The sequence below is a fragment of the Streptomyces sp. NPDC057950 genome (assembly GCF_042887295.1).
In the GTDB taxonomy this organism is placed as follows: Bacteria; Actinomycetota; Actinomycetes; order Streptomycetales; family Streptomycetaceae; genus Streptomyces; species Streptomyces kaempferi.
Genome location: NZ_JBHVPP010000001.1, coordinates 495,691 through 513,793 on the forward strand (window position 1 = coordinate 495,691; position 18,103 = coordinate 513,793).

At 72.9% G+C, this 18,103-nt stretch carries 14 protein-coding genes; 8 read left to right on the forward strand and 6 right to left on the reverse strand.

The features are described from left to right. Nucleotides 1-185: 185 nt before the first annotated feature. Complete coding sequence (locus ACFVTC_RS02260; protein ID WP_390123028.1) at nucleotides 186-2,585, forward strand: hypothetical protein; 2,400 nt, start codon at nucleotides 186-188, stop codon at nucleotides 2,583-2,585. Here the strand turns inward: ACFVTC_RS02260 and ACFVTC_RS02265 are convergent. The 4 genes from ACFVTC_RS02265 to ACFVTC_RS02280 form a co-directional block, all read right to left on the reverse strand. Next, nucleotides 2,555-4,984, reverse strand: a complete 2,430-nt coding sequence (locus ACFVTC_RS02265; RefSeq protein ID WP_390123030.1) for a right-handed parallel beta-helix repeat-containing protein — start codon at nucleotides 4,982-4,984, stop codon at nucleotides 2,555-2,557. The genes ACFVTC_RS02260 and ACFVTC_RS02265 overlap by 31 nt on opposite strands. A 158-nt stretch (nucleotides 4,985-5,142) precedes the next feature. Continuing rightward, nucleotides 5,143-5,748, reverse strand: coding sequence for a hypothetical protein (locus ACFVTC_RS02270; protein WP_390123032.1), 606 nt, complete (start codon nucleotides 5,746-5,748; stop codon nucleotides 5,143-5,145). 213 nt (nucleotides 5,749-5,961) lie between these two features. Beyond that, on the reverse strand, nucleotides 5,962-6,789 hold the full coding sequence (locus ACFVTC_RS02275) for an MOSC domain-containing protein (protein ID WP_390123034.1): 828 nt from the start codon (nucleotides 6,787-6,789) through the stop codon (nucleotides 5,962-5,964). A gap of 44 nt (nucleotides 6,790-6,833) precedes the next feature. After that, nucleotides 6,834-7,277, reverse strand: coding sequence for a DUF6643 family protein (locus ACFVTC_RS02280; RefSeq protein WP_385087591.1), 444 nt, complete (start codon nucleotides 7,275-7,277; stop codon nucleotides 6,834-6,836). Between the two features lie 293 nt (nucleotides 7,278-7,570). Here ACFVTC_RS02280 and ACFVTC_RS02285 point away from each other — a divergent pair, with 293 nt between their 5' ends. Further along, the gene (locus ACFVTC_RS02285) at nucleotides 7,571-8,935 is read left to right on the forward strand and encodes a TerD family protein (protein WP_390123036.1); all 1,365 of its coding nucleotides are present in this window, start codon (nucleotides 7,571-7,573) and stop codon (nucleotides 8,933-8,935) included. A 4-nt stretch (nucleotides 8,936-8,939) separates the two neighbouring features. On the opposite strand, the gene ACFVTC_RS02290 is transcribed toward ACFVTC_RS02285, so the two are convergent. Continuing rightward, nucleotides 8,940-10,115: a glycosyltransferase gene (locus tag ACFVTC_RS02290; protein WP_390123038.1), complete on the reverse strand. Its 1,176-nt coding sequence runs from the start codon at nucleotides 10,113-10,115 to the stop codon at nucleotides 8,940-8,942. Between the two features lie 58 nt (nucleotides 10,116-10,173). On the opposite strand from ACFVTC_RS02290, the gene ACFVTC_RS02295 reads away from it, so the two are divergent. Both ACFVTC_RS02295 and ACFVTC_RS02300 read left to right on the forward strand, forming a co-directional pair. Further along, nucleotides 10,174-10,959, forward strand: a complete 786-nt coding sequence (locus tag ACFVTC_RS02295) for a glutamate racemase (protein ID WP_390123040.1) — start codon at nucleotides 10,174-10,176, stop codon at nucleotides 10,957-10,959. A gap of 105 nt (nucleotides 10,960-11,064) precedes the next feature. After that, nucleotides 11,065-11,610 carry a hypothetical protein gene (locus tag ACFVTC_RS02300; protein ID WP_390123041.1) on the forward strand — a complete coding sequence of 182 codons (546 nt, stop codon included), beginning with the start codon at nucleotides 11,065-11,067 and terminating at the stop codon, nucleotides 11,608-11,610. Nucleotides 11,611-11,674: 64 nt separating this feature from the next. On the opposite strand, the gene ACFVTC_RS02305 is transcribed toward ACFVTC_RS02300, so the two are convergent. Then, nucleotides 11,675-12,748: an O-antigen ligase family protein gene (locus tag ACFVTC_RS02305; RefSeq protein WP_390123043.1), complete on the reverse strand. Its 1,074-nt coding sequence runs from the start codon at nucleotides 12,746-12,748 to the stop codon at nucleotides 11,675-11,677. A gap of 291 nt (nucleotides 12,749-13,039) precedes the next feature. Here ACFVTC_RS02305 and lnt point away from each other — a divergent pair, with 291 nt between their 5' ends. From lnt to ACFVTC_RS02325, 4 genes are all read left to right on the forward strand, one after another. Next, nucleotides 13,040-14,656 (forward strand): apolipoprotein N-acyltransferase, encoded by a 1,617-nt coding sequence (lnt, locus tag ACFVTC_RS02310; protein ID WP_390123045.1) that lies wholly within the window; start codon nucleotides 13,040-13,042, stop codon nucleotides 14,654-14,656. A 9-nt stretch (nucleotides 14,657-14,665) separates the two neighbouring features. Next, entirely contained in the window at nucleotides 14,666-15,139 is a 474-nt protein-coding gene (locus ACFVTC_RS02315; RefSeq protein WP_390123047.1) for an NUDIX domain-containing protein, read from the forward strand. Between the two features lie 61 nt (nucleotides 15,140-15,200). Next, nucleotides 15,201-16,019, forward strand: coding sequence for a 3-hydroxybutyrate dehydrogenase (locus ACFVTC_RS02320; protein WP_390123049.1), 819 nt, complete (start codon nucleotides 15,201-15,203; stop codon nucleotides 16,017-16,019). Nucleotides 16,020-16,178: 159 nt separating this feature from the next. Next, nucleotides 16,179-18,101 (forward strand): helix-turn-helix domain-containing protein, encoded by a 1,923-nt coding sequence (locus ACFVTC_RS02325; protein WP_390123051.1) that lies wholly within the window; start codon nucleotides 16,179-16,181, stop codon nucleotides 18,099-18,101. The last annotated feature ends 2 nt before the right edge of the window (nucleotides 18,102-18,103 follow it).

An 18,103-nucleotide genomic window follows, 5' to 3' on the forward strand; every position in this document is an offset into this window, starting at 1 on the left:
ATCCTCGCACGGGGCACCGACAGTCGCGCCACTCCCTGTGAGGTCTCCGTTCCTCTCCCTTCGCGGTGCTGTCACACATATCGGGGAGATTCCGTGACCATCGGTGCGGGCGCGGTCCCCGGTCGAGATCCTTGTGCCTTCCATGACGCAGGTGACGGACACGGCACGGGGGAAGCACAGAGACTGTGGAGCGCGCACGGGAACAGACCTCGGCGGGAGAGCTCACCGGCCCCGCACAACGGCCCGAAGCGGCCGACACCGCCCTCGAACTCCTGGTCCACGGAGTCGGCGGCACCACACCCGAGGAGATGCTGGACGACCCGCGCACGGTGCGGATCAGCGGCGACGAGGTCGCGGCGGTCCACCGTCGCCGAGAAGACGCCGACGCGGAGCGGCGCCCCGACGACTACCGCGGCAGACCGGTCCCCGAGGCATATGTGTGGTGCAACCTCACCTCCGGCAACGGCACCCGTGCCCTGTGGTTGTTGCTGCTGCCCTTCATGGTCGTCAACCTCGCGCACTGGATGCGCCCCGCCGGCCGCGGTCGCCGCGGCACGGTCCGGCTGTACGGTCTGCTCGTCCGGCTGACCGGCCTCACCCTGACCGTGCTGCTGGTCGCCGCGGCCTGCGAGGTCGCCCTCGACCTGGCCGCCTGGCAGTGCGCGGGCACGCGCGCGTGCGCCGAGGAACACTCCTGGCTGGCCTTCCTCTCCCCGGACCTGTCCCACGACGGCTGGTGGAGCAGGCCCGGCCGCCGCCTCGCCCTGGCCAGTCTGGTGCCCACGGCCCTGACCTGCCTGCTGTGGTACCTGTCCCACCGCACCTGGAGCGCCTACGAGTCCCAGCAGCCGGTGTCCCGCGCGGCCGAACCCGAGGAGGAGACCGACCCCACCGCGCTCGCCCGCCCCGGTTTCTGGTACGGGCGCCGCCTGGTGGCCCGGCTGCGTGCCGCGCACACCGCCGCGGGTCTGCTGACGGTCGGCGCGGCGGTCGGCGCCCCCGCGGCCCGCTTCGACAGCGAGGCCGCGGGACCCGTCCTGCTCGGATTCCTGGGCCACTTGCTGTACACGGCCCTGGCCGTCGGCGCGTTCGTCGTGCTGTGGGTGGTCTGCCGCCGCGGCCGCAGCGAACACCGGCTCGACCGGGAACTGGACGCGACGCTGGTGCGGGCGCTGCCCGTGGGCGCGGTCGTCCTGCTCGCCCTCACCCTGGTGTACGCCGGCTGGTCGCGGCCGGGCTGGCAGTCGACGGGACGGCTCCCCGGCGACGCTGTCTTCGGCGGGCTCGCCCTCGCGCAGGGCGTGCTCGTCGTCGCGCTCGGTGTGGTGGCCGGCGTCCTGCACCGCGCCCTCCCGCGGGGCGTCGGTGCCGCGCGAACAGGGGACACCCCCGTCGACACGCGGACGGCGATGCGCGGTCTGGCCGGACCCGCCGTCGCGATGCTGGCCTGCGCGCTGGGCGGTGTGATGTCCGGCGGAGTGGCCCAACGCGTCGCCGACTGGCTGGACGGCACCCAGGGCTCGCTGCCGGGTCCGCCCGTCCTGCTGACCTGGCAGGCGTCCGTGATCCCGCCGGCGCTGCTCGTGCTGCTCGGACTCTGCGGCCGACTCGCCCTGCGCACCTGGCGTCTGCGCGCCCGTGAGATGCGCGCGGTGGAACACGACTACCGGGGAGAGCCCAAGGACAGCGCCCGCACCCGCCGCATCGCCGGCACCCGGGCCGTGGCCGCCCTCACCGACCAGGCACCCCTTGTCGTCGGGGTCACCTCACTCGTGACGTTGCTCCTGGCGTCCGCGGCCCTGGTGGGCGCACTGACGACCGGCGACACGCCGACCCGGGCGGCGCGGGGCTCGTACGCCTTCGTACACGGCGCGGCCGAATCCGCGCAGTCCCTCGGATCCTGGCTGATCGGCCTCGGCTTCATACTGCTCGTCACCTCCGGCCGGCGCGCCTACAAGGACCCCGCCGCCCGCCGCACCATCGGCATCCTCTGGGACGTCGGCACCTTCTGGCCGCGCGCCGCCCACCCCTTCGCACCGCCCTGCTACGCCGAGCGCGCCGTGCCCGACCTGACCTGGCGCATGGTCACCTGGACCCGCGCCACCGGCGGACGCCTCGTGCTGTCCGGGCACTCCCAGGGCAGTGTGCTGGCGGCCGCCGCGGCCTGGCAGCTGAAGCCCTCGGTCCGCGGACGGGTCGCCCTGCTCACCTACGGCTCACCGCTGGAACGGCTCTACGGGCGCTGGTTCCCCGCCCACTTCGGCCCGGCGGCCCTCGCCTCGCTGCACCGCGAGGTCGACTGCTGGCGCAATCTGTACCGGCTCACCGACCCCATCGGCGGCCCCGTACGCCTGCCCGGGGACTGCGGCCCCCAGGTCGACCGCGCGCCCCTGGAGGACCCCCTCGTCTACGGACGCACCCTCGAGCATCCGCTGCCCGCCCCGATCCTCGGACACTCGGACTACCAGTCCGATCCGGCCTTCGCGGAGGAGCGGGAACGCCTGCTGGCGCGGCTGAGGCACGAGGTGCCGGGCCCGCGTCCCGACGGCGACGCTCAGGGCAGCTCCGGAAGATCGTCCGCGTAGAGCAGGGTCAGATCGTCCGTGCTCGGTTCGTCGAGCTGGGCGACCCGGCCCGCGTGCCGCTCGACCATCGCCTCGAAGGTCTGCCGCGCGGTGCGGCCGTTGCCGAAAGCGGGTCCCTTCGGGATGGCCGTGAAGTACTTGAGCAGTGCCTCGGACGCGCCGGACCCGAGGCTGTACTCGTGCTCCTCGGCCTGCTGCTCCACGATCCGCAGGAGCTCCTCGGGGAGGTAGTCGCTGAAGGTGATGGTCCGCGAGAAGCGGGACGCCACACCGGGGTTGACCGTGAGGAAGCGCTCCATCTCGGCCGTGTAGCCCGCGACGATCACGACGACCGCGTCCCGGTGGTCCTCCATGAGCTTGACGAGCGTGTCGATGGCCTCGCGGCCGAAGTCGCGTCCCGAGTCCTCCGGCGACAGCGCGTACGCCTCGTCGATGAAGAGCACACCACCGCGAGCGCGGTCGAACGCCTCCTGGGTGCGGATCGCCGTGGAGCCGATGTGCTCGCCGACCAGATCCACGCGGGAGACCTCGACCAGATGTCCCTTCTCCAGGACACCGAGGGAGGCGAGGATCTCGCCGTACAGGCGGGCGACCGTCGTCTTGCCGGTGCCCGGGGAGCCCGTGAAGACCAGATGGCGTCGCGCCGAGGCCGCCTTGAGACCCGCCTCCTGACGCCGACGGCCCACTTCGATCATGTCGGTGAGGGCCCGTACCTCGCGCTTGACGCTCTCCAGGCCCACCAGCGCGTCGAGTTCGCCGAGGACGGCCTTGGAGGAGCGGGCGGGTTCCTCGGGCAGGGGGGAACCGGCGGGCGACTCCTGTTCGGTGGTGCGCTGGCCGGGGATCGCGCCCAGCAGACCGGCGGACGGACCGGACGTCTGTACGGCCGTCTCGGGTGCCGGGGACCGTGCTCCTGCGCTCTCGTCGCTCGTGCAGTCCTCGACGACCGGGCCGCCGCCCGCGGCGTTGCCGCCGTCGGCGAACTCGTAGCCCCCGCGCGCGCACCGCTCCGTACGGCACTTCTTCAGCGTCGCGCGGCAGCCGTCGATGACATGGAAGCCGTAGCCCCCGCTGCCCGTCACGCGGCAGTGGTGGAAGCTGCCGCGCCCGCCCGCCGACACGTAGAAGCCCGCCTCCGCGGGGGAGTCGACCGTGCAGCGCTCGAAGGTGGGGTCGGCGCCCTTGGTGACGATGACACCGGTCTGGGTGCCGTCCACGGTGCAGCCGGACAGCGTTCCGCCGCTTCCGTGGTCACGGAACCAGGCGCCCGTCGCGGCGTCGCGGATGCGGCAGTCGTCGAGCTGCGCGGTGGCGCCGTCGCTCACCGAGACGGCCGTGTTGCGCACTTGGGAGAGGTCGCTGTCGACGACGTCCACGCGCGAACCGCGGTCGAGGACGAAGAGGGCGTCCGGCACGTCGTGCACCCGGCACGACTCCAGTACGGCGGTGGCGCCGTCGCTGACCCAGACCGCGGGGTAGTCGCCCGTGCTGTCGAAGATCTCGCACTGGTTGGCGTCCACACGGGTGCCCGGGTCCCACACCGACAGGCCGTTGCGCCCGAACTTGCGGACGGTGGTGCGGGTGAGGGTGAGGACCGAGCGGGAGCGCAGGTCGACCGCGTTCTCCGGGATGTCGTGGATGCGGCAGTCGGCGAGCGTGAGCACCGCGTCCGTGTCCAGCGTGACGCCGTCCGAGGTCGTACGGTGGACATCGCAGTCGGTGAGGTGGGCGGCGGCCCGCCCGGTGATCTGCACACCGGAGCCCTTGACCTCGTAGACCTCGCAACCGACCGCCTCCAGCGAGGAGTTCTCGCCGGTCGCCGACAGGCCCGCGCCGGAGGCGTGGTGCACCCGGCAGCGCTCCAGGCGGGGGCGGCCGCCCCCGCGGACCGCGATGCCCGACTGCCCGGCCGCGACGACCTCGCACTCCTCGAACACCCCGCCGCCGCCGTCGAGTACGGCGATGCCGACGCCGGCCGGATTGTCGACCGTGCAGCGGCGCACCGTCGGACGCGCGCCGCCGCGCACCTCGATGCCGGCCGAGGACCGGGTGACGATCCGCATGTCCAGCAGCTCCGGGGTGCCCTCCTCGACGAGCAGCGCGGGCGCGGCCGAGTCCTGGCCCTCCACGTGCAGGTCCTGGACGACGGCGGAGGCGCGGACGGTCAACGGCACGCCGTCCACGGGCGCGATGCGCACGGAGCCGGGCGAGCCCTCGGGACCGCGCAGTGTCACCGCGCGCTGGACGACGAGGTTCTCCCGGTACGTACCGGGGGCGACGGTGAGCACGTCGCCGTCGGCGGCCGCTTCCAGGGCCGCGGCCAGTGATGCGTACTCTCCCGTGCGGCGCCGCCACCGCGAGGTGCCGGTGTGCGTCACCTGGACCGTGCCCTGTGCCATGGCGCTGTTCTGCCCCCACCTCGTCGTACGCGGGTCCTGCGAGGCCGTGCTGAAACGCCGTCGCGATCAAGAACAGCTTCTCACGACGATGCCGAACAGTCCGGCCGTCCCACCGTAGCGTGCGCGGGGACGGTGGGTTGACCGGAGCGGGAAGGCGGTCAGCTGCCGGTGCCTGTCCTGCCCCAGTCCGGGCCCGCGCGGTCCCATGCCTGATCCCAACGGGCGTACCGGCCAAGGATCATGCGCCAGACGATCACACGGCGTGCGGCCTCCAGGAGCACCGCGGTCATGAGGGCCGCGGCGACCCCCGCCAGCACCGCGTGCGTCGTCGCGGCGGCCGGGTCCAGGGGGCGGCCGACCAGCCGGCCGTGCCGGTCGGTCCAGAGCGGGAAGTGGTCGCCCCGGTGCGGGGACCTGAGCACCGTGATCACCTTGCCTCGGTGGGCGGAGCCGTCCGGGGCGGTCCAGCCGGCGAGGACGCGGCTGCGCGGGTCCTGCGCCGACGAGGCCTCGGGGTCGGGTTCCAGCGGGGCGCGCGTCAGCTTCCTGACCACGGTGGCCACCACCTCGTGCCGGGCCCTGTGCTGGTCCCGGACGGACTGCTGGAGGGCGTGCTCGGCGGCGGCTCCGGCGGCCACGCCGGTCAGGGGAGCGACGACGGCGATCAGCAGGAGGGCCAGCAGCGCCAGCCAGGCCTCGGCCAGATCGGTCCCGCGGCGCAGCGGATTGCGCCGCCAGCGCCAGAGCCCGCCGATTGTGCGCATGACCGCGCACCCCCTTCCGCCCTCCGCGTCCGTGCTGCCCCCTGCGAGCCGTTCACCCGTGGACCGGGGAGGGCGAGAGCGGAATCCCCCCTGCCGCGGTCCTCTCATGAACTTCTCACACAGCCTCAACGACCGTGCCCGGGGCTCGGGTTCCCGCGTGGGAGGCTCTGGCTCACCAGGATCGGAAGGGTGACCGGAAACCGATCGCGCCGGTCAGGAGACGACCGTGACCGGATCGCCGACGCGCACGATGCCGGTGGACTCCGGCACCAGGTTCTGCCCGAAGATCAGGTGTGACCCGAAGCGGCGATGACGCCCGAGCGTGCGCAGGGGTTCCCGGCCGCGCTCGGCGGTGTCCTGGTCGGTGGTGGTGACGACGCAGCGGCCGCACATCTTGGCGACCCGGAAGGCGACCTCACCGATGGTGACGCGGGTCCAGTCGTCCTCGGCCCATGCCGTGGTACCCGCCACCACCACGTTCGGCCGGAAGCGGTTCATCGGGAGCGGGCCCTCGTGGGCACGGTCACCCCGGGCGATCAAGGAGTTGAGCGCGTCCAGCGAGGCGAGAGTGGTGAGCAGCAGCGGATAGCCGTCCGCGAGGCTGACGGTCTCGCCCGGACGTCCGTACTCCGGGTCCACCGGCCTGCGGGTGGCCGGGTCGTCCATGTGGACGAGGCGCGTCTCGGATCCCAGGTACTCGCTGCACCAGGCGTGCGCGGCGGGGCCGGCGAGGACCGCCTCGACCTTGTCGCCGAAGAGGTCCAGTGTGGCCCTGTCCGCGGTGGTCGGATCCGGCACCGGGACACCGAGTGACGTACGGCCGGGAGCGGACAGCCGAACGCCGCCGGGCATCAGCTCGGCGGCGGCCAGCGCCAGACGTGGTTGCTGGCGCTGGGTGACGACCTTTCCCCCGCCGTCGATCAGGGCCCAGCGCCGGTCCCCGGCCAGCCCCCAGGGCTCCACGACGGCGTCCCGTGGCGCCTGGCCACGGAACGCCTTGACCGGATGGACGTGGATCGAGTGCAGCTCCGCGTTCCCCATGGCGCCATCGTGCCAGTAGGCGCCGACCATCCCGTGCTGAGACCTCAGTAGCCGCGGTACTGCTGGTTGTTGTACGGGTCCTGGTACGGGGCCGGGGCGGGGCGGGGAGCGGCGGGGCGCATCGCCTCGTAGCCGGTGCCGGTCGCCATCGGGCGCTGCGGCTGCTGCTGGGGGCCCGGGTAGCCGCGCGGGGCGCCGGCCTGCTGCGGGATGTACGGAGCGGGGGCCTGCTGCAGCGGGGACGGCTGCTGGGCCTGCGGGTAGCCGCCGTAGGCGGGGACCTGGTGGGAGGGTCCGGCCGGCAGGGCCGGGAGTGCCGACGGGAGCGCGGGCAGGTAACTGCTGCTCGTGTCGTAGGCGGCGGGAACCCGGATCGGGGCGATCTGGGGGGTGCCCCGCTCGGCGACGAGCGAGTCGTAGATCGGGGTGTCCGGGAAGGACGGCGCGGAGTAGTAACCGCCGCCATAGGTGGAGCGGGGGGAGGTCATGGGACATAAGTTAAGCCCACGATGTGCTGGTTGGGGAGACCGATAAGAGGGTTGTTTTCCGTGTCGGCGACACCTCGGGATCCCCAATGCGAGCGAACTCGGCAAAAAAGGGCGCCAAACCGGGTTCAGATCGTGTAAAGGCCGAGTTCCCAAGGGGTTACCGGGGGTTGACCATTGGTCTTCCGAGGCAGTCCGGGCGCTTCCCGGCCCCGGGGGAATAGGTTGGTCGGCAACGGGCCGGAGAGGCGGCCCGGGGGCACGGCCTGGCGCGGTGACACGTGATGGGGGCGGACATGACAATGTCTAAAGGATCAAATGTTCCAGTGCCGACGGGTGCGCTGCGCGTCGAAATGGGCTGGAGCTCGGGCCCAGGGGTGCCCGACGCGGACGCGTCGGCGCTGCTGCTCGTCTCCGGGAAGGTGCGTTCCGACGCAGACTTCGTGTTCTACAACCAGCCGGCGCACTCCTCCGGCGCCGTGCGGCACGAAGGCAAGCGTGACGCGGGCGGTCAGGTGACCGACACGTTGCTCGTCGACCTCGCGCGCGTGGAGCCCGCCATCGAGACCGTGGTGCTGGCCGCCTCCGCCGACGGCGGCACCTTCGGGCAGGTGCCCGGCCTGCACGTCCGGGTGCTCGACGCGGGCCGGGGCACGGAGGTCGCCCGCTTCGACAGCAGGGACGCGACGGTCGAAACGGCCTTCGTGCTGGGGGAGTTCTACCGGCGCCAGGGCGCCTGGAAGTTCCGCGCGGTCGGACAGGGGTACGGCAGCGGCCTGGAGGGACTGGCCACGGACTACGGGATCACGGTGGACGAGCCGCAGCACACGGGACCGCCCGCCGCGGTGCCTCCCGCCCCGCTGCCCCCGCCCCCTCGGCCGGCTGCTCCACTGCCCGCCGCCTCCCCGCCGCCCGAGCCCGGCACGCGTGTGGCCGGTCCGCCCCCGCCGGTCGCCCCGCCCGCCGCCGTGACGCCCCCCACGCCGCCGCCACCGCCACCGCCCGCCCCGCCCCAGGCTCCCGTGCGTCTGTCCAAGGTCACCCTCACCAAAGAGGCCCCCTCGGTGTCGCTGGCCAAACAGGGCGGAACCTCCGGTTCCATGCGGGTGAACCTCAACTGGCAGGTACGCAAACAGTTCTCGGGGTGGGGCAGCAAACGGGGCCGGGCCGTCGCGATGCACGCGGACCTCGACCTCGACCTGTGCGCCCTCTACGAACTGTCCGACGGCCGCAAGGGAGTCGTCCAGGCGCTCGGCAACGCCTTCGGAGCGCTCCACCAGCCGCCGTACATCCATCTCGACGGCGACGACCGCACCGGTGCCGTCGAGAGCGGCGAGAACCTCACCGTCAACCTCGACCACCGCCAGAGTTTCCGGCGCATCCTCATCTTCGTGACCATCTACGAAGGAGCGCGCTCCTTCGCCGACCTGCACGCCACGGTCACCCTCCAGCCGACGAACGGCGCGCAGGTCGACTTCTCGCTCGACGAGTGCACCGTGCCCTCGACCGTCTGCGCCCTCGCTCTGATCACCAACAGCGGCGGCGACCTGATCGTCCAGCGCGAGGCCCGCTACCTCGTGCCCGAACGCGGCGTGAGCCCGCAGCGCACCGTCGACCACGTCTACGGGTGGGGCATGAACTGGACGCCCGGCAGGAAGTGAGCGGTCAGTGCTCGTCGAGCGCGGTGTCGGGCCGGGCGTAGGTGCGGCCCTTCCAGGCCGCACCGCGCCCCCTGTAGTGCTGCACCGCGGAATCGACCGTCATGAGGAGGTACAGGAACGCGGTGACCGGCAGCAGGGGCGCGAGCCACCAGGGCTGCCGGTAGTAGCGCAGCATCGGCAGATACGTCGCCGTCATCAGCAGCCACGCGAGCCCTCCGGCCGCCGTGACGGCCGCGCTCCCCACCACCGGGCCGGTGACGAACGCGAGCGGCGGCACCAGGTAGACGACGGCGAGGCCGACGACCGTCCCCAGGAGCAGCAACGGGTTGTGCCGCAGCTGGGCGTACGCGCTGCGCGAGACCATGCGCCACAGGTCGTGCAGCCGCGGGTAGGGACGCACGCTGTCCACCCGCTCGGCGAGCCCCAGCCAGATGTGACCGCCGGCGCCCTTGACCGCCCGGGCGAGCGCCACGTCGTCGATGACGGCGTGCCGGATGGCGTCCGGAATCCGCGCCCGCTCGGCGGCGTCGGCGCGCAGCAGCACGCAGCCACCGGCCGCGGCCGCCGTGCGTGAACCGCGCACCGCGATCCACCGGAAGGGATACAGCTGGGCGAAGAAGTAGACGAACGCGGGCACGACGAGCCGCTCCCACACGCTCGCCACTCTCAGCCGCGCCATCTGGGAGACGAGGTCGAGACCGCCGGTGTGCGCCGCGGCCACCAGCGTCCGCAGACTGTCGGGGGCGTGGGCGATGTCCGCGTCCGTCAGCAGCAGGTACACGGGCTCGCGGGTGCGGGCCAGGGCGATGCCGTGCCGTACGGCCCACAGCTTGCCGGTCCAGCCCGCGGGCGGCTCCCCGGGCGAGTCCACGGTGAGCGGGAGCCCCCCGTGCGCGCGAGCCAGTTCACGGGCCAGTTCCCCAGTGCCGTCCGAGCTGCCGTCGTCGACGAGGAAGACCTCGGCCCGCCCCGGATAGTCCTGCGCGAGGAGGGTCGGCAGGCTCGCGGGCAGGACACCCGCCTCGTCACGTGCGGGGACGACGACACAGACAGACGGCCAGTCGTCCGGCTCCCGGCGCGGTGGCAACCGCAGATCCGTACGCCAGAAGAAGCCCTGCCCGAGCAGCAGCCACAGCCAGGCGGCCAGTGATCCCACGGCGGTCCACGCGACGGCACTCACGCGCGGCAGTCTGCCCCACCCCGGGGGCCCGTCGGGGCGGATCGTCTATGGTGACCGGGTGAAGATCGCGCTCATGGACTCCGGAATCGGACTGCTCGCCGCTGCCACCGCGGTACGTAGACTGCGGCCCGACGCCGATCTGGTCCTCTCCTCGGCGCCCGACACCATGCCGTGGGGACCCCTTGCGCCCCAAGAGGTGACCGAGCGCGCGCTCGCGGTCGCCGAGGCGGCGGCCGGACACCACCCCGACGCGCTGATCGTCGCCTGCAACACCGCCTCCGTGCACGCGCTGCCCGCCCTGCGTGCCCGCCTGGAGCCGGCCGTGCCCGTGATCGGCACGGTCCCGGCGATCAAGCCGGCCGCGGCCGGCGGCGGTCCCGTCGCGATCTGGGCCACCCCCGCCACCACCGGCAGCCCGTACCAGCGGGGACTCATCCGTGAGTTCGCCGAGGGGGTCGCCGTCACCGAGGTGCCCTGCCCCGGGCTCGCCGACGCCGTGGAACACGGGGACCAGGCGGGTATCGACACCGCGATCGCCGCGGCCGCCGCCCGGACCCCCGACGATGTAAGGGCCGTCGTCCTGGGGTGCACCCATTACGAGCTGGTCGCCGAACGGATCCGCGCGGCCGTGCAGCGGCCCGGCCTTCCGCCGCTCGTCCTGCACGCCTCCGCCGGCGCGGTCGCCGCGCAGGCGCTGCGCAGGATCGGCGCCTTCCCGGACCCGGGAGCGGCCGCCGACGGCACCGTCACCGTCCTTCTCAGCGGCCGGGTGGGGGCTCTGCCCCGGCCCGCGCTGGAGTACGGGGAAGGCCGCCTCCTGCAGGCGGTCAGCCCGGCCCGCTGACCGCCTGTCACCGCTCGGGCGCCCTCCGTCCGCGACGGTGCGGCCGGAGTGCTGACGCTCTGCGAGCCGGTGCCCGCGCTGCGGAACATGAGTAGTCTCTTAGGCATGAGGGACGACCCCCACGGCGAATACATCCCGCACTCCGATGTCTGGACCGGGCGTGCGACCAATCGCGTCCAGTGGCTTCCGGCGCTCGCCGGCGCCGCCTGTATCGCGCTCGGCATCGAGCTGGCCGTCGAGTCCACCTGGACCTCGGGTGTCGCCGCGCTCGCCATGTCCGTCGTCGGCTGCATCGCCGCGGGACTGCTCGTTCTCTTCGGCACGCTCGCCTTCGTGCACGTCGCCGTGAAGGTCGACAAGGACTGCCTCGAAGTGCGCTGCGGTCACGTCGGTCTGCCCCGGCGCCGCATCCCGCTCTCGGAAGTGGTCGGCGCCGACTTCGCGCCCAGCGTCACTCCATGGCAGTGGGGCGGCTGGGGCTACCGCTGGCGTCCCGAGAAGGGCACCGCCGTCGTCGTCCGTCGCGGCGAGGGCATGGTGCTCAGACTCGGTGACGGCCATACGTTCACCATCACGGTGGACAACGCGGAGGCGGCCGTACGAGTGATCCGGGACAGGCTGAGGCCGGCCACTCCCGGCGCCGTGATCTGATCCAGCACGCCTGTCAGGCATGTGCGCCCGTACGGCCATGGGGCCGGGGTGCCGCCTTGCGGGGTCACGGTTCGAGCCGGTGCGCCCAGAGATGGTCGTCCTCCCGCAGGACCTGCTGCGGACACCCGTCTGCCAACGGCCGTGCCGTCGCGAGCCCCGCGAGCAGCCCCGCGCCGGCCGTCACCGTGGTGAAACTCAGCGCGTTGCCCACCGACGCGATCACGGCCAGCGCGGTCAGGCCCGCCCCCGCCGTCAGCACGATCGCCGTGGACTGCGGAGAACGCCAGAGTGAGTAGAGGACCCAGCAGAAGAGCAGGGCGAGCAGCAGAGCGCCGACCACGCCCTGCTCGGCCACCTGCTGCAGTACGGCGGAGTGGGGCTTGCCGTCGGGCAGCGGCGCCAGCGCGATCGTCGGGCTGAGCTCCCCATAGCGACCCGGACCCACTCCCAGTGCCGGACTGCGGCCGACCAGATGGAGCGCGTCCTGCCAGAGCAGCACCCGGTGCTCGGTGAGCTGACCTTCGAGGGAGGCGGTCAGCCCGTCCGGGAGGGCGTCCTCGGCGACGGCCCAGGTCGTCGACGTGACCAATGCCGCGGTGAGCGCGAAGGCTCCGAGACCGAGGCCGCGGAGCCGCACGCGGTCGGCGGCGAGCGAGCACAGCAGCACCGCGGCGCCCAGGGCGCATCCAGCGGCCGAGCCGAGGACCGCGGCGGTCACCGTGATTCCGACGGCCAGCAGGTGCAGCGCGAGCCGAAGTGCCGGCGGGCGCGCCGCACGGGCCGCGCAGGACGCCGCCGCGATCGACAGGATCAGCAGTGCGGCCGTGGCGCCGGCTTGCCCGAGCGGCGCCGTGATCTGCGGGCCCGGGGTGGTGTACCGCTCGGTGAGGGCGAGGCCGAGTCCCACGAGGGCCCCGGCGCAGGGAGCGGCGACCGGCGCGACCGCGCCCAGGATCCGGCCCGAGGCGTAGCCGGCGGCCATCGCCAGCACCGCGAGCAGGACGCCCTCGGGGCGTCCGTCGTGCACGGCCGCAGTGATCAGTGACCAGGCCGCGCAGGCCCCGAGCACGATCACGCCCGCCGCGTCCGAAACGTTTCGGCTCTCGTTCGCGGACGTGGCACCGGCCGCGGACGTCATCCCTGTGGAACCCACCCCGTCGCCCCCCGACCTGTGACGGACCCCGACCACCGCGGCCACATCCGGCCACGTCGCAGGCTCGGGCACACCGTAACGGCTGATGCGCCGGTTTGTGGATGAGTTGCGCAGAAAAACGACGCACGGGCGGCGAGCGGCGCCCGGGACGGGTGGGCCGTCCCCGGGGCGGCGCGGAACCCGGGGCCGGGGCCCACCGGGAACAACGGGAGCTTCAAGAGCCCCGGGCCGGACCGTGCTTGTCGGAGCCCAGGTCACGCGCCGTACACTCCCCGGGTGACCGCCACCGCAACCTCCGTAGACGAGCCGGAACAGCTCGAACCCCAGGCCGCGCCCGCATCGCGCGTGGCCGGACTGGCACGGCGATACGCTCCGGCCGCCGTCGCGGCCCTCTCCGGCGTGCTGCTCTATGTCAGTTTCCCGCCGCGCACGGTGTCGTGGCTGGCCCTGCCCGCCTTCGCGGTCTTCGCCTGGGTCCTGCGCGGTCGCTCGTGGAAGGCGGGGCTCGGCCTCGGCTACCTGTTCGGCCTCGGATTCCTGCTGCCGCTGCTCGTGTGGACCGGCGTCGAGGTCGGCCCCGGGCCCTGGCTGGCCCTGGTCGCCGTGGAAGCGGTCTACATCGCGCTCGTCGGCGCGGGCATCACCCTGGTGTCCCGGCTGCCCGGCTGGCCCCTGTGGGCCGCCGCCGTGTGGATCGCGGGAGAGGCGGCACGCGCGCGTGCGCCGTTCGGCGGCTTCCCCTGGGGGAAGATCGCCTTCGGGCAGGCGGACGGTGTCTTCCTGCCGCTGGCCGCGCTGGGCGGGACTCCGGTCCTCGGATTCGGGGTGGTGCTCTGCGGCTTCGGGCTGTACGAGATCGTGCGCCAGGTCGTCGAGGGTCGTCGCGCCGGTGTCGTACGACGGGGTGCCGCAGCGGTGGCGCTGCTCGCCGTCGCGGTCCCCGTGGTGGGGGCGCTCGCGGCGCGTGCGCTGGTGAGCGACAAGGCCGAGGACGGCACGGCGACCGTCGCGGTGATCCAGGGCAACGTTCCGCGCGCGGGACTCGAGTTCAACGCCCAGCGGCGCGCGGTCCTCGACCACCACGCGCGGGAGACCGAGCGGCTGGCCGCCGAGGTGAAGGCGGGCAAGGTCGCCCGGCCCGACTTCGTGCTGTGGCCGGAGAACTCCTCCGACGTCGACCCGTTCACCAACGCCGACGCCCGCGCCGTCATCGACACCGCGGCCAAGGCCATCGGCGCGCCCATCTCGGTCGGCGGTGTCGTGGAGCGCGACGGCAAGCTCTACAACGAGCAGATCCTGTGGGACCCGGTGAAGGGGCCCCTGGACACGTACGACAAGCGGCAGGTCCAGCCGTTCGGCGAGTACCTTCCGCTGCGTTCGCTGCTCGGCGCGATCAACAAGAACTGGACGTCGATGGTGCGCCAGGACTTCAGCCGGGGTCACAAGCCGGGCGTCTTCGCGATGGACGGCACCGGGGTCGGACTCGTCACCTGCTACGAGGCCGCCTTCGACTGGGCCGTGCGCAGCACCGTGACGGACGGGGCGCAGATCATCTCGGTGCCGAGCAACAACGCGACCTTCGACCGCAGTGAGATGACGTACCAGCAGCTGGCCATGTCCCGGGTCCGCGCCGTGGAGCACAGCCGTACGGTCACGGTGCCGGTGACCAGCGGCGTCAGCGCCGTCATCATGCCGGACGGGAGGATCACCCAGCGGACCGGGATGTTCGTGGCGGACTCGCTGGTCCAGAAGGTGCCGCTGCGTTCCTCCGAGACCCCCGCCACGCGGCTGGGGATCCTCCCCGAGATGTTCCTGGTGCTGGTCGCGGCGGGCGGGCTCGGATGGGCCGGAGCCAGGGCGGTCCGCGGGCGGATGGCGAAAGCGGACCGTTAGGGTCGGGCCATGGCTACTCCTGACTTCATCCGTACGATCCGGGCCTCCGCGGGGCATCAGCTGCTCTGGCTCCCCGGAGTCACCGCCATCGTCTTCGACGACGAGGGCAGAGTGCTGCTGGGCCGGCGTACGGACACCGGCAAGTGGTCGGTCATCGGTGGCATCCCGGATCCGGGCGAGCAGCCCGCGGCCTGCGCGGTGCGGGAGGTCTTCGAGGAGACGGCGGTGCACTGCGTCGTCGAGCGCGTCGTACTCGTCCAGGCGCTGGACCCGGTCACCTACGCGAACGACGACACCTGCCAGTTCATGGACGTCACCTTCCGCTGCCGGGCCGTCGGCGGCGAGGCGCGGGTCAATGACGACGAGTCGCTGGAGGTCGGCTGGTTCCCGGTCGACGCCCTCCCGGAGCTTCACGAGTTCGCGATGTTCCGGATCAAGCAGGCTCTGTCCCACGCACCGGCATGGTTCGACACCACGAGTTGAAGTGGAACTGTGTGAGGTGACCACATGGGTGGGGGTGGGTAGGGCTGCCTAGGGTCGAGCCATGACCGCCCCCAGCGCCCTCCCGGGCCCTCATGACCTCCCGGGTCCCCGTACCCACTCGTCCGGCCTCGACGGCCGCACCGCCCTGGTCACCGGCGCCGCCGGCGGCATCGGCCGAGCGTGCGTGCTGCGGCTGGCCGCCGACGGGGCCAAGGTACGGGCGGTCGACCTGGACAGCGCGGGACTGGACGCACTCGCCGAGCTGGCGCGAGGTCTCCCGGGCACCGTCGAGCCGCATCCGCTCGACCTCACCGACCTCGACGCCGCGGAGCTCGCCGCCGCGGGCACCGACGTCCTCGTCAACAACGCCGGACTGCAGACGGTGCGGCCCATCGAGGAGTTTCCGCCGGAGGTCTTCCACACCATGCTGACGGTGATGCTGGAGGCCCCGTTCCGGCTGATCCGCGGCGCACTGCCACACATGTACGGGCAGGGCTGGGGCCGCATTGTCAATGTGTCCTCCGTCCATGGGTTGCGCGCGTCCGCCTTCAAGTCGGCGTATGTGGCCGCGAAACATGGGCTGGAGGGGCTGTCGAAAACAGCCGCCCTGGAAGGCGCCCCCCACGGAGTGACCTCGAACTGTGTGAACCCCGCCTATGTGCGCACCCCACTGGTCGAGAAACAGCTCGCGGACCAGGCGCGGGCCCACGATGTTCCCGAGGAGCGGGTGCTGTCCGAGGTGCTGCTGCGGGACAGCGCGGTCAAACGGCTCGTCGAACCCGAGGAGGTCGCCGAGGCGGTGGCCTATCTGTGCGGGCCCCAGGCCTCGTTCGTCACCGGCACGTCGCTGGTCATGGACGGCGGCTGGACGGCGCACTAGCTGTATGGATCACGAGCGTTGTCCCGTCGTCCGCCCGGAAGGTGTGCCAGGCGTCGCGAGGCGGGCGGGACTCTCGCGACACGTCCTGGCCGGTACCGTCGCCGCCGAGTTGTCCACAGGGCCGGCCGGGCCGGCCCGACGACAGGTCATCCTTTGAACATGTCCCGCGATCACGTGCAGTCCGCCGAACGCTCCGCCGACAACGCCGAGACGCCCTTCCTCCACCTGTTGGCCAGAGGCGCCCCCGCCGAGGCGTACGAGCAGCCGGTCCTGCTCGCCCGCGCCGAGAGTTGTCCGGCCGCCCGCGTCGCCGCGCTCGAAGAGGCCAAGCTGCTCGCCCTGCGCGTGCGCTCCGAGATGGAGGGCCGGCGCCGTCGCGAGGCCGAACTGTCCGCGCTCTTCGAGACCGCCCACGACCTGGCGGGCCTGCGCGACCTCGACGCCGTACTGCGCGCGATCGTGCAGCGGGCCCGGTCACTGCTGGGCACGGACGTCGCCTACCTCAGCCTGCACGACGAGGCCGAGGGAGACACGTACATGCGGGTCACCGAGGGCTCGGTCGCGGCACGCTTCCAGCAACTGCGGCTCGGCATGGGGGAGGGGCTCGGTGGGCTCGTCGCCCAGACCGCCCGCCCGTACGTCACCGACGACTACTTCAAGGACGACCGCTTCCAGCACACCCGCGCCATCGACGCGGGCGTCCGTGACGAAGGCCTGGTCGCCATCCTCGGCGTGCCCCTCATGATCGGGCGCCATGTCATCGGGGTGCTGTTCGCCGCGGACCGCCGGGCACGGGTCTTCGAGCGTGAGCAGATCGCCCTCCTGGGCTCGTTCGCGGCACTGGCCGCGGCGGCCATCGACACGGCGAACCGGCTCTTGGAGACCCGCTCGGCCCTCGACCGCCTGGGCCGTGCCAACGAGATCATCCGGGACCGCAGCGGAGTGATCGAGCGCGCCTCGGACGTCCACGACCGCCTCGCCGAGCTGGTACTGCGCGGCGGCGGGGTCCACGACGTGGCCGCCGCGGTCTCCGAAGTGCTCGACGGCACGGTCGAGTTCGCCGGGACGGACACGGCGCCGGGTGCCGCCCTCCAGACCTCCCGCGCCGAGGGACACGCGGTGCGGCACGGCCAGGACTGGGTCGCGGCCGTGGCGGCCGGGGGCGAGCTGCTCGGCGCGCTGGTACTGGGCGGGCAACCAGGTCTCGACCCCGTCGACCAGCGCACCCTGGAACGCGCCGCGATGGTCACCTCACTCCTCCTGCTCGCCAGACGCTCGGCCGCAGAGGCCGAACAGCGCGTGCGCGGGGAACTGCTGGACGATCTGCTGGACGCCCGGGACCGCGACCCACGTCTGCTGCGCGAGCGCGCGACCCGCCTCCACGCCGACCTGGACGCCGTCCATGTGGTGCTCGCCGCCCGCCTGGACACCGCCGCCGATGCCGACCGCGAGGCGGACGCACGCCGACGGCTGTGGTCCGCCGCGTCCCATCTGGCCGCGACCGGACACGGACTGGCCGCCGCGCGGGACGGCGGCACGGTCCTGCTGCTCCCGCTCGGCCCGGACGAGACGGCCACCGACCTGGCCCGCCGCACGGCCGGACAACTGGGCACCGCGGTCCACGAGGCCGTCACGGTCGGCGCCTCGGCACCCCTCGAAGGGCTCGTCGCGCACCCCGAAGCGGTGGCCGCGGCGTACGCGGAGGGGCAGCGCTGTCTCGAAGCGCTGCGCCTGCTCGGGCGCGCCGGGGGCGGTGCCGCAGCCGAGGACTTCGGGTTCCTGGGGCTGTTGCTCGCCGGGGACCGTGACATCCCCGGTTTCGTCGACCGGACCATCGGCCAGGTCGTGGCCTACGACCAGCAGCGCGGCACCGACCTGTTGCGCACCCTCGACGCCTACTTCGCGTGCGGGATGAGTCCGGCGCGCACCAAGGACGACCTGCACGTCCATGTGAACACGGTGGCCCAGCGGTTGGAGCGGGTGGGCCGGCTGCTGGGGGAGGACTGGCAGAGCCCGGCCCGTGTGCTCGAGATCCAACTCGCCCTGCGACTGCACCGGTTGTCCACGGCCGCACGGCACTGACC

What these genes read in the sequence shown, in the direction of transcription:
- ACFVTC_RS02275 (WP_390123034.1), bottom strand. Translation starts at nt 6,789, where the DNA reads ATGGGGAACGCGGAGCTGCACTCGATCCACGTCCATCCGGTCAAGGCG.
- ACFVTC_RS02265 (WP_390123030.1), bottom strand. Translation starts at nt 4,984, where the DNA reads ATGGCACAGGGCACGGTCCAGGTGACGCACACCGGCACCTCGCGGTGG.
- ACFVTC_RS02300 (WP_390123041.1), top strand. Translation starts at nt 11,065, where the DNA reads ATGAGGGACGACCCCCACGGCGAATACATCCCGCACTCCGATGTCTGG.
- ACFVTC_RS02270 (WP_390123032.1), bottom strand. Translation starts at nt 5,748, where the DNA reads ATGCGCACAATCGGCGGGCTCTGGCGCTGGCGGCGCAATCCGCTGCGC.
- ACFVTC_RS02280 (WP_385087591.1), bottom strand. Translation starts at nt 7,277, where the DNA reads ATGACCTCCCCCCGCTCCACCTATGGCGGCGGTTACTACTCCGCGCCG.
- ACFVTC_RS02305 (WP_390123043.1), bottom strand. Translation starts at nt 12,748, where the DNA reads ATGACGTCCGCGGCCGGTGCCACGTCCGCGAACGAGAGCCGAAACGTT.
- ACFVTC_RS02285 (WP_390123036.1), top strand. Translation starts at nt 7,571, where the DNA reads ATGACAATGTCTAAAGGATCAAATGTTCCAGTGCCGACGGGTGCGCTG.
- ACFVTC_RS02325 (WP_390123051.1), top strand. Translation starts at nt 16,179, where the DNA reads ATGTCCCGCGATCACGTGCAGTCCGCCGAACGCTCCGCCGACAACGCC.
- ACFVTC_RS02320 (WP_390123049.1), top strand. Translation starts at nt 15,201, where the DNA reads ATGACCGCCCCCAGCGCCCTCCCGGGCCCTCATGACCTCCCGGGTCCC.
- ACFVTC_RS02315 (WP_390123047.1), top strand. Translation starts at nt 14,666, where the DNA reads ATGGCTACTCCTGACTTCATCCGTACGATCCGGGCCTCCGCGGGGCAT.